The organism is Marinobacter sp. NFXS9, from assembly GCF_040148665.1.
GTDB lineage: Bacteria > Pseudomonadota > Gammaproteobacteria > Pseudomonadales > Oleiphilaceae > Marinobacter_A > Marinobacter_A mangrovi.
In genome coordinates, this window is the sequence record NZ_JAGDDW010000005.1 from 256,130 (window position 1) to 269,309 (window position 13,180).

The 13,180-nt window shown below is 60.4% G+C and carries 11 protein-coding genes and 1 tRNA gene; all 12 read right to left on the minus strand.

What is annotated here, in order from left to right; genetic code table 11:
* Window positions 1-210: 210 nt before the first annotated feature.
* The 12 genes from pnp to folP all read right to left on the minus strand — a co-directional run bounded on the left by pnp (window position 211) and on the right by folP (window position 13,115).
* On the minus strand, window positions 211-2,325 hold the full coding sequence (gene pnp / locus J3364_RS10445; protein WP_349558293.1) for a polyribonucleotide nucleotidyltransferase: 2,115 nt from the start codon (window positions 2,323-2,325) through the stop codon (window positions 211-213).
* Window positions 2,326-2,825: 500 nt separating this feature from the next.
* On the minus strand, window positions 2,826-3,095 hold the full coding sequence (rpsO, locus tag J3364_RS10450; RefSeq protein WP_123636121.1) for a 30S ribosomal protein S15: 270 nt from the start codon (window positions 3,093-3,095) through the stop codon (window positions 2,826-2,828).
* 84 nt (window positions 3,096-3,179) lie between these two features.
* Window positions 3,180-4,088: a tRNA pseudouridine(55) synthase TruB gene (gene truB / locus J3364_RS10455; protein WP_349558294.1), complete on the minus strand. Its 909-nt coding sequence runs from the start codon at window positions 4,086-4,088 to the stop codon at window positions 3,180-3,182.
* Window positions 4,085-4,498, minus strand: a complete 414-nt coding sequence (rbfA, locus tag J3364_RS10460; RefSeq protein WP_123636123.1) for a 30S ribosome-binding factor RbfA — start codon at window positions 4,496-4,498, stop codon at window positions 4,085-4,087. Before rbfA ends, truB begins: the two co-directional genes overlap by 4 nt.
* A 130-nt stretch (window positions 4,499-4,628) precedes the next feature.
* Window positions 4,629-7,172 carry a translation initiation factor IF-2 gene (infB, locus tag J3364_RS10465; protein WP_349558295.1) on the minus strand — a complete coding sequence of 848 codons (2,544 nt, stop codon included), beginning with the start codon at window positions 7,170-7,172 and terminating at the stop codon, window positions 4,629-4,631.
* Window positions 7,173-7,191: 19 nt separating this feature from the next.
* On the minus strand, window positions 7,192-8,685 hold the full coding sequence (gene nusA, locus J3364_RS10470; RefSeq protein ID WP_123636125.1) for a transcription termination factor NusA: 1,494 nt from the start codon (window positions 8,683-8,685) through the stop codon (window positions 7,192-7,194).
* Between the two features lie 43 nt (window positions 8,686-8,728).
* On the minus strand, window positions 8,729-9,190 hold the full coding sequence (gene rimP / locus J3364_RS10475) for a ribosome maturation factor RimP (RefSeq protein WP_349558296.1): 462 nt from the start codon (window positions 9,188-9,190) through the stop codon (window positions 8,729-8,731).
* Window positions 9,191-9,547: 357 nt separating this feature from the next.
* Window positions 9,548-9,632, minus strand: a tRNA-Leu gene (locus tag J3364_RS10480).
* Between the two features lie 7 nt (window positions 9,633-9,639).
* Window positions 9,640-10,077, minus strand: coding sequence for a preprotein translocase subunit SecG (secG, locus tag J3364_RS10485; protein ID WP_349558297.1), 438 nt, complete (start codon window positions 10,075-10,077; stop codon window positions 9,640-9,642).
* 11 nt (window positions 10,078-10,088) lie between these two features.
* Window positions 10,089-10,835, minus strand: coding sequence for a triose-phosphate isomerase (gene tpiA, locus J3364_RS10490; RefSeq protein WP_349558298.1), 747 nt, complete (start codon window positions 10,833-10,835; stop codon window positions 10,089-10,091).
* A gap of 82 nt (window positions 10,836-10,917) precedes the next feature.
* Entirely contained in the window at window positions 10,918-12,264 is a 1,347-nt protein-coding gene (gene glmM, locus J3364_RS10495) for a phosphoglucosamine mutase (protein ID WP_349558299.1), read from the minus strand.
* Window positions 12,261-13,115: a dihydropteroate synthase gene (gene folP, locus J3364_RS10500; RefSeq protein WP_502882500.1), complete on the minus strand. Its 855-nt coding sequence runs from the start codon at window positions 13,113-13,115 to the stop codon at window positions 12,261-12,263. Before folP ends, glmM begins: the two co-directional genes overlap by 4 nt.
* Window positions 13,116-13,180 lie beyond the last annotated feature (65 nt).

Consider the following 13,180-nt stretch of genomic DNA (forward strand, 5'->3'; position numbering starts at 1 on the left):
GGCTTTAAAAGGTCGGATCGAAACCCATGGATGCCATCGCTGGAGCAGAGGACAGGATGTCCTCGTCGCATAAGCGGCCATGGACGGCCCTCTTAGGCGACGGAAGCGATGGCATCCACTCCCAAGTCCGTTTGACACCCTACCCATGCCTTATTTCAGGCACAAAAAAACCGCCCCGAGGGGCGGCTTTTTCACTTCCGGAACCTGAAATCAGGCGCCGAAATCGGTCGGCTGTTCGCCTTCCTTCACTTCCTTCATGGACAGCTTCACGCGACCGCGGTTGTCCACATCCAGCACCTTGACCAGAACTTCCTGACCTTCGCTGAGCTCGTCAGTGACATTCTCGATGCGACGCTCGGCGATCTGGGAGATGTGCACCAGACCGTCTTTGCCCGGCAGGATGTTGACGAAGGCACCGAAGTCGACGATCCGCGCCACGGTGCCCTTGTAGATGGCACCCACTTCGATTTCCGCGGTGATTTCCATCACGCGCTTCTGGGCCGCCTGGGCCGCTTCCTGGTTGTCGGCGTAGATCTTGACGTTGCCGTCGTCGTCCAGGTCGATGGAGGCGCCGGTCTCGTCACAGATCGCACGGATCACCGAACCACCCTTACCGATCACGTCACGGATCTTGTCCGGATGGATCTTCATGCTGGTGATGCTCGGAGCGCGGTCAGACAGGGTCGAGCGCGGCTCGGAGATGACCTTGGCCATTTCACCCAGGATGTGCTGACGTGCTGCGTAGGCCTGCTGCAGGGCGATTTCCATGATCTCTTCGGTGATGCCGTTGATCTTGATGTCCATCTGCAGCGCCGTGACGCCTTCAGCGGTACCGGCCACCTTGAAGTCCATGTCACCCAGGTGATCCTCGTCACCCAGGATGTCGGTCAGGACGGCAAACTGGTCACCTTCCTTGACCAGCCCCATGGCGATACCGGCCACCGGTGCCTTGATCGGCACACCGGCGTCCATCAGCGCCAGGCTGGAACCACAGACGGAGGCCATGGAGCTGGAACCGTTGGATTCGGTGATCTCGGATACCGCACGGATGGTGTACGGGAACTCTTCGATGGTCGGCATGACCGCCGCAACGCCGCGCTTGGCCAGACGGCCGTGACCGATTTCACGACGGCCCGGTGCACCAACGCGACCGGTTTCGCCGACGCTGTACGGAGGGAAGTTGTAGTGGAACAGGAACGGATCCTTTTTCTCACCTTCCAGCGCGTCGATGATCTGCATATCGCGGGCGGTGCCCAGCGTGGTGGTCACGATGGCCTGGGTTTCGCCACGGGTGAACAGCGCAGAACCGTGGGTGCTCGGCAGAACGCCCACTTCGATTTCGATCGGACGGACAGTCTTGTTGTCACGGCCGTCGATCCGCGGTTTACCTTCGATCACCTGGCGACGAACGATGGACTTCTCCAGCTTGCCGAAGTACGACTTCACTTCCGCTTCGTCAGGCTGGCCGTCTTCTTCACCGGCCAGTTTCTCGATGGCCTGGGTACGGATCTCGCCCAGACGGGTGTACCGTTCCATCTTGTCGCGGATGCCGTAGGCTTCGGTGATGGCATCGGAGAACTCGCCTTTCAGGGCTTCGGCCAGCTGGCTGTTCACTGCAACCGGCTGCCAGTCCCAGCGCGGATGACCGGCTTCAGCGGCCAGCTCGCGGATGGCCGTCACGGCGGTCTGCATTTCATGGTGAGCGAACAGGACCGCACCCAGCATCTGGTCTTCGGTCAGGCCCTGGGCTTCGGATTCCACCATCAGGACGGCGTCTTCGGTGCCGGCCACAACCATGTCCAGCCTGGAGTTTTCCAGCTGTTCGAAGGTCGGGTTCAGGAAGTAACCGTCTTCGTCGGTGTAGCCCACGCGGGACGCACCAACCGGGCCGTCAAACGGCACGCCGGACAGGGCCAGCGCCGCAGAGGCCGCCAGCATGCCGGCAATATCCGGATCCTGGTTTTTGCTGGAGGACATGACGGTACAGATGACCTGCACTTCGTTCATGAAACCGTTCGGGAACAGCGGGCGAATCGGACGGTCGATCAGACGCGAGGTCAGCGTTTCCTTCTCCGACGGACGGCCTTCGCGCTTGAAGAAACCACCCGGAATCTTGCCGACCGCGTAGGTCTTCTCGAAGTAGTTCACGGTCAGCGGGAAGAAGGGCTGGCCCGGCTTTGCTTCTTTCGCGGCAACCACGGTACCCAGTACAGAGATGTCGTCGATGGTCACCAGGACGGAGCCGGTGGCCTGACGTGCGATGCGGCCGGTTTCAAGCGTGACCGTCTTGCCGCCCAGTTCAAATGATTTCTTTACCGGATTCACGGTAACTCCTTACTCTTCTTGGCATATTCCGGTTCCCTGCGGGAACCCCTGTGATCACCACCACAGGACCGAGACTCTGGACTTACCGGACTGAAAGCTAACAGGCTGTTGAAAGGCGTCACCGGGCGGCAGGGGCGACTTTCAACAACCTGCTATTGTTCGGGCTTTCATCACCGACCGGTTTGTCGGTAAAGCTCTGGCATCCTGTTGTGGTTCATATGTGCCGGCAGGACTGACAGACCTGACAACCCACTCGACGACATCGGTCGTTCCAGTGAATCTTTCAGGCCGACAGCGTCGGCATTGTTCCGGTCATCCCCTCGTTGTGTCGAGACGGACATCCGGCACACTGTTGAGACAGTGTAGACGGGCGAGAGATCCTGCCCGGAGAGCCTGAACCCTCCCGGCAGATCCGGTACCCGTCCTGCTTCGGCCATCGATACGGCTGACGACCGAAAACGGGACTGCGATACCGGTTCAGAGAACGACGTGATCGTCGATCAACGACGCAGACCAAGACGCTGGATCAGGTCCAGGTAACGATCGGCGTTTTTCTTCTTCAGGTAGTCCAGCAGCTTACGACGCTGGTTAACCATCCGAATCAGACCGCGGCGGGAATGGTGATCCTGCTTGTTGGTCTTGAAGTGATTCTGCAGCTTGTCGATGTTGGCGCTCAGCAGTGCAACCTGAACTTCAGGAGAACCGGTATCACCTTCACCTTGCTGAAAATCGTTGACGATCTGTGACTTCTCTGCGGCAGACAGTGCCATAACTCACCTCACTATTTGCGATGCCATTGAATTCGGCCGGACCGCGCATCTCTACAGCCCGGCTAGAGCCTGACACCGGAGTGTTCAGGCCTGCTTTACCAGACGCCGGGGTGCAACCCGATCATCCGGTAACTGCTCACCCAACCCAAGGAATTGGTCGCCTCCGTAGAGACGCACCCACCCGGGCGGATGACCCGTCATTTTAACGGGTTGTCCGTTCAATATCGATACAATCTGTGCGTCCTGCAGCAGAATTTTCGGAAATTCCGTAAGCGCCGCATCGACGGGAACCAACAGCGGGTCCAGGGACTCCCCGGCTTCCCGGCGCGCTTCCAGTTCGGCCACATCCAGGGCCTGGTCCAGACTGAACCCGGCCGCCTTCGTCCGGCGCAACTGCGTGACGTGGGCGCCACAGCCCAACGCCTCGCCGATGTCTTCCACCAGCGAGCGGATGTAGGTGCCTTTGCTGCAGGTGACGGCAATGTCGAAATTCTCGCCATCGAAAGCGAGCAGCGTCAACTCATGGATGGTGACCGGGCGGGCCGGACGTTCGATCTCGATGCCTTCGCGGGCGTACTCATACAGCGGGCGTCCCTTGTGCTTGAGCGCCGAGTACATGGACGGAACCTGCTCAATATCGCCGCGGAACCGTGGCAACACGGCTTCGAGGGCCGCCTGATCCAAGCCTTCCGGCAGTGGCTTTTCCGCCATGACGTTGCCGTCACTGTCACCGCTGTCGGTCACGATGCCCAGACGGCCCCGGGCCACATACGACTTGTCGCTGTCGAGCATCAGCTGGGAGAACTTGGTGGCTTCCCCGAAGCACAGGGGCAGGACACCGGTCGCCAGCGGATCAAGACTGCCGGTGTGACCGGCCTTGGCAGCACCGTACAGGCGCTTGACCTGCTGCAGCACCGCGTTCGACGTGACCCCCTGGGGTTTGTCAATCACCAGGATGCCGTTAACGTCACGGCCGCGTCGACGCCGACTCAATCCTCGCGCTCCCCGCCGTCATCCGATCCATCGACGGCCGGCTTCTTGCCCACCGCCTGGTCGATCAGGCTGTCGATACGGCGACTCTGGCCACCCAGGGTGTCGAAATGGAAACGCAGCTGGGGGATCACCCGCAGCTTCATGGCGCGCCCCAACTGGCTGCGCAGGAAACCGGCCGCTTTACGCAGCACGCCCAGGGAATCCTGGACGGCGGGATCCTGCTCGGTCAGCTCCTCGGTGGTCAGCAGCGACACGTAGACATCGGCATACCCCAGATCGCGGCTGACCTTGACCGCATTGACGGTGACCATACCCAGACGCGGATCCTTGATCTCGCGCTGGACCATCACGGCCAGCTCCTTCTGGATCTGGTCCGCAACCCGCTCAACACGACTGAACTCTTTTGGCATTGTTACGCCCTGTCATTTGCGAGGCGTTTCAACACGCCTCCTGTCGGGGCCATTTAATGGCCCCTCTGAATGCACGGCGCCCCGGGAGTCCGGGGCGCCAGTCTGCTTGGGTCGTGAGCTTGAGCCGGAATCAGCTTTCCAGCTTGCGCTCGACCTTCACTCGGTCAAACACCTCGATCTGGTCGCCGACCTTCACATCATAGCCCTTAACACCGATACCGCACTCGATGCCCTTCTTGACTTCCTGGACGTCGTCCTTGAAGCGGCGCAGGGACTCGAGCTCACCCTCGAAGATGACCACGTTATCCCGCAGGACGCGGATCGGCTTGTTCCGGTAGACCGTACCCTCGGTCACCATACAGCCAGCCACCTGGCCGAACTTCGGTGAACGGAACACGTCGCGCACATCGGCGATGCCCACGATGTCTTCGCGGAACTCCGGTGCCAGCATGCCCGTCAGGGCGGCGCGGACATCATCGATCATGTTGTAGATGATGCTGTAGTAACGCAGGTCCACACCTTCCTGCTCGACCAGACGCTTGGCGGAGGCATCCGCACGCACGTTGAAGCCAAACAGGACCGAGCCGGTCGCCAGCGCCAGGCTGACGTCGGTTTCGGCGATACCACCGACACCGGAAGACACGATCTTGACCTGGACTTCTTCGTTGCCGATGTCCAGCAGCGCCTTGGTGATGGCTTCCAGGGAACCCCGAACGTCGGTCTTGAGCACGACATTGAGGGTTTTGACCTCGTCCTTGCCCATGTTCTCGAACAGGTTCTCCAGCTTCGCCGCCTGCTGGCGCTGCAGACGCTGTTCGCGCTCGCGCTTCTGACGGAACTCAGCCAGTTCTTTGGCCTTGCGTTCGTCCGCCACGACGAAGAACTCGTCACCGGCGTCCGGCGTGCCGTTCAGACCCAGGATTTCCACCGGGATCGACGGTCCGGCTTCCTTCACCTGATCACCGGCTTCGTTCATCATCGCCCGGACCTTACCGAAGTAGGCGCCGGCCACGACCATGTCGCCCTGACGGACAGTACCGTTCTGAACCAGGATGGTGGCCACGGAACCACGGCCTTTCTCCAGGCTGGATTCCACCACCACACCGGCACCCGGTGCTGTCGGAACAGCTTCCAGTTCCAGAATTTCGGATTGCAGCAGAACCGCTTCCAGCAGGTCGTCGATGCCCTGGCCGGAATGCGCCGAAACCGGCACGAACTGGACATCACCGCCCCAGTCTTCCGGGATCACGTCCATACCCGCCAGTTCGGTCTTGATGCGATCCGGATCCGCCTGTTCCTTGTCCATCTTGTTGATGGCAACGACCAGCGGTACGCCGGCTGAACGGGCGTGATCGACCGCTTCCTTGGTTTGCGGCATAACGCCGTCGTCGGCCGCAACCACCAGGATAACGATGTCCGTACTCTGGGCACCGCGTGCCCGCATGGCGGTAAACGCCGCGTGGCCCGGGGTATCCAGGAAGGTGATCATGCCCTGGCCGGTCTCGACGTGGTAAGCCCCGATGTGCTGGGTAATACCACCGGATTCACCGGCCGCAACCTTGGTACGGCGAATGTGGTCCAGCAGCGACGTCTTACCGTGGTCGACGTGGCCCATGACACTGATAACGGGCGCGCGCTTGACCTTTTCACCCTCGAAGGAAATCTCGCTGAGTACTTCCTCTTCGAAGGCGTCTTCGCTGACGGTCTTGGGTTTGTGGCCCAGCTCTTCAGTCACCAGTACTGCGGTTTCCTGATCCAGGGCCTGGTTGATCGTTGCCATAACGCCCATACCCATCAGGGTCTTGATGACGTCAGCGGACTTGACGGCCATCCGCTGGGCCAGATCGCCCACCGTGATGGTTTCCGGAATTTCGACTTCACGCACCATTGGCTTGGTCGGCTTCTCAAATCCATGCCGCTTCTGCTTGGGCTTTTTCTTCGCCCGCAGCGGCTTGCGCAGAGTGGTATCGTCCTCGTCGTCACTCAGGGTAACGGGCTCTACAGGACGATTGCGGGGTCCACGGTGACCCGCGGACTTCTTCTTCGGCTTGCCGTCCTCGGCATCGTCGGTACGCTCGCGCGTCTTTTCCTTCTTCTTCTTGGCCTTGCGGTCTTTGCCGTTGTCAGCGTCTGGCGCCGGCATGGGCACCTCGTCCGCCGGTTCGGCAGCCACAGGTTCCTCGGCCGGTGCTTCCGGCTCTGGCGTGACCGGTTCTTCGGCGCCCTGCTCTGGCTTGGCGGCTTCTTCAGCGGCCGGAGCCACCTCTTCCGCCGGCTTCGCCGGAGCGGCTTCAGGCGCGGACGGCGCTTCGGCAACCGGCTGTTCGACCGGTGCGGATTCAACCGGAGCCTCTTCCGGCTCCGCTTGCGGCGTTTCGCGCTTGATGTAGGTCCGCTTCTTGCGGACTTCCACGTTCACTGTCTTGGCACGCCCTGCGCCGCTGCCGGCTTTCAGGGTGGTCGTGGTCTTACGCTTGAGCGTGATCTTGCGCGGTTCGGCATCAGCTTCGCCGTGATTCTTGCGCAGGAATGCCAGCAGCTGCTGCTTTTCGTCACTGCTGACGGCATCATTCTCAGAACGGGCTTTCAGGCCAGCCTCTACGATCTGGCGCAGCAAGCGATCCACGGGAGCGCCTACATCATCGGCCAGCTGTTTTACAGTTACTTCAGCCATACTGGTCCTCCTCTCCCGATTATTCCTGGTCCTGGAACCAGGGCGCACGTGCGGTCATGATCAACTGGCCCGCGCGCTCTTCATCCATATCTTCGATGTCCATGAGATCGTCGACAGACTGCTCCGCCAGATCATCCATGGTCCGCACACCCATGCCGGCCAGCTTGAAAGCCAGCGCACGGTCCATGCCCTCCATGTCCAGCAGGTCCTGAGCCGGCTCATTGCCTTCCAGGGCCTCTTCGCTGGCCAGGGCCTGGTTCAGCAGGCGATCCTTGGCGCGACGACGCAATTCGGTCACGGTGTCTTCATCGAAACCTTCGATGGCCAGCATCTCATCCATGGGCACGTATGCGACTTCTTCCAGTGTGGTGAAGCCTTCTTCGATCAGGACGCCGGCCAGCTCCTCATCGACATCGAGGTTATCGGTGAAGTGGTTCAGCAGACGGTTGAATTCCTGCTCCTGACGCTCACCGGCCTCTTCCTCGGTCATGACATTGAGTGTCCAGCCGGTCAGCTCACTGGCCAGCCGTACGTTCTGGCCATTACGGCCGATGGCCTGGGCCAGGTTGTCCTCGGCGACGGCCACTTCCATGGTCTGGCGGTCTTCGTCCATCACAATGGAGGCCACTTCCGCCGGCGCCATGGCGTTGATCACCAGCTGTGCCGGGTTGTCGTCCCAAAGGACGATGTCCACTCGCTCACCGCCCAGTTCGTTGGATACGGCCTGCACGCGCGAACCGCGCATACCGACACAGGCACCCACCGGATCGATACGACGGTCGTTGGTCTTCACGGCGATCTTGGCCCGGGAACCCGGATCGCGCGCGGCACCGCGGATTTCGATCAGGTCCTCGGCGATCTCCGGCACCTCGATACGGAACAGCTCGATCAGCATGGCCGGATTGGTCCGGCTAAGGATCAGCTGCGGACCGCGGTGATCGGTGCGAATTTCCAGCAGCAGGGCCCGGACCCGGTCACCCATGCGGAAAGTCTCGCGCGGGATCAGCTGGTCGCGGGGCAGCAACGCCTCGGCGTTGGCACCGAGATCGACGATCACGTTGTCGCGGGTGACCTTCTTGACGGTACCGGATACCAGTTCACCGACCCGGTCGCGGTAGCTGTCGACGATCTTGGTGCGCTCGGCTTCGCGGACCTTCTGGAAGATGATCTGTTTGGCCGCCTGGGCGCCAATGCGACCAAAGGCCACCGATTCCACCTTCTCTTCATGCATGTCACCCGGCTGGAGCTTGTCGTCAATCTCCTCGGCTTCCTGCATGGTCAGCTCGGTACCGAGCGCCGGCACGGCTTCGTTGTCCACCACCAGCCAGCGACGGAAGGTTTCGTAGTCGCCGGTCTTGCGGTCGATCTGGACGCGGATATCCGCTTCCTCGTCTTCGTAACGTTTCTTGGCTGCTGTCGCCAGGGCAAGTTCGATGGCCTCGAAAATGACCTCTTTTTCCACTCCCTTCTCGTTGGAGACGGCTTCAACTACCAGCAAGATCTCTTTACTCATCAGATTGCCCTGCCCTTAACCCTTAGACTTGCAGTCAAACGAATCACTCAAAAACCGGAACGATGTGGGCTTTCTCGATACTGTCGACGGGAAGCAGATACTCATGCTCGTCGACAATCACGACGACATCGCTTCCTTCAACACCTTTGAGGAGCCCTTCGAATTTGCGACGTCCTTCGAACGCCATACGCAGGCGGATTTTGACCATGTGCCCGGCCCAGGCTGCATACTGCTCCAGTCGGAACAGCGGCCGGTCCATACCGGGCGAGGAAACTTCGAGGGTGTATTCGGTCTGGATCGGATCCTCGACATCCAGCACACCGCTGACCTGCCGGCTGACCGTTTCACAGTCCTCGACGCTGATGCCGTTCTCGGCATCATCAATAAAGATCCGGAGCATTGACTTGTGGCCCTGAGACCGAAATTCAATCCCCCAGCAGTTATATCCCAGTCCCTCAATGACCGGCACCAGGATTTCTTCGAGTTGCTTTACCTTGGCTGACAAGTTGCTGTCATCTCCACTATTCGGGCGATATTGAGCGGCCAAGCCGTTTTCAATGCCGCCTTTACATGTCGCACAAACAAAAAAAGGGCCTGTTAATCAGCCCTTTTTCGTGCAATCGGGCCCATGCGCCAGGCCCCTGAACCAAAAGGCCCCAGATAACGCGGGGCCTCCTGAAGTCGTTACGTGCCAGAGAACATCAACGTTACGTTTCTCTGCCGACAGACACCTGGCCTGCCTGAGCGGGACCGGACGCAGCCGATACCCACTGCAATAATCGCCGGAGTATAAGGACGCCGACAACACTGGTCAAGGACTGACCAAAAAAAACGGCTTGGTATTCCAAGCCGTTTCTAATAATGGTGCCGAAGGCCGGACTCGAACCGGCACGGCTTACGCCACTACCCCCTCAAGATAGCGTGTCTACCAGTTCCACCACTTCGGCAACAACCTTACTCAAGCTCAGGCAGTGAGGAATCACCACTGCCGGCTTCAGAACCTTCACTCTGGGCAGCGCTGCCTGACGCATCAGGCGCCTCGCTGTCCTTGGCCGTCGGAGCATCACTCTGCTCGTCGGCTGCCTGCTTTTCCTGCGCCGCGGCCGGCGCCTGCTGAACTGTCGGGATGCCTGTTTCGCCCGCCACTTCGGCGCGCTGCTTGGCAAACACAGCCAGCGTAAAACTCGTCACAAAGAACAGGATCGCCAGAAAGGTGGTCACGCGCGTCAGGAAGCTGCCGCTACCCTGGCTACCAAACACGGTCTGGGAGGCGCCACCACCAAAGGCTGCACCGGCATCGGCACCCTTGCCCTGCTGGATCAGGACCAGGCCCACCAGCGCCACCGCAATCACGACGTGCGCTACGACAACCAGTGTTTCAATCCAATCCATATCAAACTCTCTTAAATCGCCTTGCAGATGGCGAGGAAATCCGATGCCTTCAAAGAAGCACCGCCAATCAAGCCGCCGTCTATATCGGGCTGAGCAAACAATTCTTTGGCGTTGTCCGGCTTAACGCTACCACCGTACAACAGCGTCATATCCTGTGCCGGAGCCCCCATCTCGCTCAGCTGCGAGCGCATGGCCTGATGCACGGCCTGGGCGTCTTCCGACGTTGCTGTCTTGCCCGTTCCGATCGCCCAGACCGGCTCATAGGCCACAACAACCTGCTTCCACTGTTCTCCGGAAACGTCTTTGAGCGCTTCCCGAAGTTGGGCACTGACCACTTCAACCGCCAGCCCCGCTTCTCTTTGCGTCAGTGTTTCACCAACACAAAGGATAATCTGCACGCCAGCCGCAATACCCTGACCGACCTTTTCGGCAATAACCGCATCGGATTCACCGAAGAGCTGCCGACGCTCTGAATGACCGACGACGGCGTAACCGCAACCGACATCCGCAGCCATTTTCCCGGAAATTTCGCCGGTGTAAGCGCCGGATTCCCAAGCGGCGATGTTCTGCACTCCAACCTGGGCAACCCCATCGAGAAGCTGCTGAACGCTTGCGACATAAAGAGCGGGAGGAATGATAACAACCTCCGCTTCATTATCAAGCGCAGCAATGCCTTTGCGCACGTCGCCAACCAGTGATTTGGCCAGCTCCCGGGAGCCGTTCATTTTCCAGTTGGCTGCTACAATCCTGCGTCGCATCAACAACCCTCATTTCAAGGGAGGGCGCACTATACAGCAGTCCGTCAACGGACACAACCGATGGAACACCCCCGGATAATTTTCAGACGGATGGGGAGGATTTCACCACGTCTGCCAGTTTTTCAGCCCACTGCCGCATCTCGGATTCGTCCTGGCCTTCGGTCATGACCCGGATCAACGGCTCGGTGCCCGAAGCCCTCAGCAATACGCGCCCCGTCGCCCCCATGGAAGCCTCGGCCGCCTTCACCGCTTCCGCGATGTCCGGCCGGGTCAGCGGGTCAAACCGTTCGTCCACACGCACATTGATCAGCACCTGCGGAAGACGGCTCATCCCCTGCCGCAGCGCCGAAATCGTCTCTCCGGAACGCCAGGCGGCCAGCAGGACCTGCAAAGCCGAGACAATCCCGTCGCCGGTGCTCGTACAATCACGGACCACCAGGTGACCAGAGCCTTCGCCGCCGATCTGCCAATCATTGGCCACCAGCCTTTCCATCACGTAGCGATCGCCCACCTGGGCCCGCTCGAACGGGATACCGAGCTCTTTCAGCGCCAACTCCACCCCGAGGTTCGTCATCAGGGTACCGACCACGCCCCCCTGGAGTCGACCCTCGACCTGACGCTGCGACGCGATGATAAACATCAGTTCGTCACCATCGATCATCGAGCCATCGCGATCGATCATCAGGACCCGATCGCCGTCCCCATCAAAGGCGATCCCCAGATCGGCCTGCTCTTCCAGTACGCGAGCGCGCAAGGCATCGAGATGGGTAGACCCCACCTTGAGGTTGATATTGAGCCCGTCCGGATTGTTGCCGATGACGCTGGTCTTCGCCCCCAGCTCCCGAAAGACCTTGGGCGCCACGTGGTAGGTCGCACCATGGGCGCAATCCAGCACGATGTGCATGCCTTCCAGCGTAAAGGCATTGGGCACCGTGCTCTTGCAGAATTCCACGTAACGTCCGGGCGCATCGTCGATGCGCGACGCCTTGCCCAATTCTCCCGGCGCACAGACCTCGATATCGCGATCCAGCCAGGACTCGATTTCCGCTTCCACGGCGTCGTTCAGTTTGGTGCCCAGCGGCGAGAAGAACTTGATGCCGTTGTCTTCGTGAGGATTGTGGGAAGCGCTGATGACAATACCCGCCGAGGCCCGAAACGTCCGGGTCAGATAGGCGATCGCCGGCGTCGGCATGGGCCCCAGCAGGGACACGTCCACACCGGCAGCAGACAGCCCCGCTTCCAGGGCCGATTCAAACATGTAACCGGACAGGCGGGTGTCCTTGCCGATCAGCACCCGGTTGCGCTGGCCATCCTGCTTGAAAGCCTGGCCCGCGGCCCAGCCCAGCTTGAGCATGAAATCCGGCGTGATGGGCGATGTGCCCACATGCCCACGGATTCCATCGGTTCCAAAATATTTGCGCTCGCTCATGCAGTCGCTTCCTTCAGCGCGGACACCACTTTAACGGCATCCACGGTTTCCCTGACATCGTGCACGCGTATAATCGCGGCCCCCTTCATGGCGGCTATTGTCGCGACTGCGAGGCTCGCAGGCAACCGGTCCGCCACATCCCGGCCCGTAATCTGGCCCAGCATCGTCTTGCGCGACATACCCACCAGCAGCGGGTAACCCAGTGCATGCATCTGATCCAGCGCCTCCAACAGCACCAGATTGTGTTCCAGGTTCTTGCCGAAGCCAAAACCGGGGTCGAGGATAATCCGCTCTGCCGGGATGCCGGCCTCCTTGGCGACAGCAACCCGATCCATCAGGAATCGCGACACCTCGGACACCACGTTGTCGTAATGCGGCGCCTGCTGCATGGTGCCCGGCTCGCCCTGCATGTGCATCAGGCACACGGGGATACCGGCGTCTGCTGCGGCCTGCATCGCACCGTCTTTGGTCAAGGCCCGGACGTCGTTGACCAGGCCAGCCCCCAACCGTGCGCTTTCGGTGATGACCTGCGGGGTGCTGGTATCCACGGAAATGGCCACATCAAGGCGCTGACTGATCGCCTCGACCACCGGACAGACGCGATCCAACTCCTCGTCGACGCTGACCGTCGCCGCGCCCGGCCGGGTCGACTCGCCGCCAATATCGATAAACGCCGCGCCTTCCCGCACCAGCTTTTCTGCCTGTGCCAGCGCCGTATCAAGTTGATTGAAACGGCCGCCGTCGGAAAAGGAATCCGGCGTTACATTCACGACGCCCATCACCTGGGGATGGGCAAGGTCGATCTTGTGTCCGGCAAAGTTCATTTCCATCGGCAGCATCCTCTTGTTGATTGGTACGTCGAAGCGCGACCCACAAACACGCTTCCCACAATGAAAAACGCCGTCCCGCGGGACGG

Excerpts from the sequence above, each read along its gene's own strand:
- rpsO (WP_123636121.1), bottom strand. The coding sequence starts at position 3,095 with ATGGCACTGTCTGCCGCAGAGAAGTCACAGATCGTCAACGATTTTCAG.
- rbfA (WP_123636123.1), bottom strand. The coding sequence starts at position 4,498 with ATGCCAAAAGAGTTCAGTCGTGTTGAGCGGGTTGCGGACCAGATCCAG.
- infB (WP_349558295.1), bottom strand. The coding sequence starts at position 7,172 with ATGGCTGAAGTAACTGTAAAACAGCTGGCCGATGATGTAGGCGCTCCC.
- nusA (WP_123636125.1), bottom strand. The coding sequence starts at position 8,685 with ATGAGTAAAGAGATCTTGCTGGTAGTTGAAGCCGTCTCCAACGAGAAG.
- secG (WP_349558297.1), bottom strand. The coding sequence starts at position 10,077 with ATGGATTGGATTGAAACACTGGTTGTCGTAGCGCACGTCGTGATTGCG.
- tpiA (WP_349558298.1), bottom strand. The coding sequence starts at position 10,835 with ATGCGACGCAGGATTGTAGCAGCCAACTGGAAAATGAACGGCTCCCGG.
- glmM (WP_349558299.1), bottom strand. The coding sequence starts at position 12,264 with ATGAGCGAGCGCAAATATTTTGGAACCGATGGAATCCGTGGGCATGTG.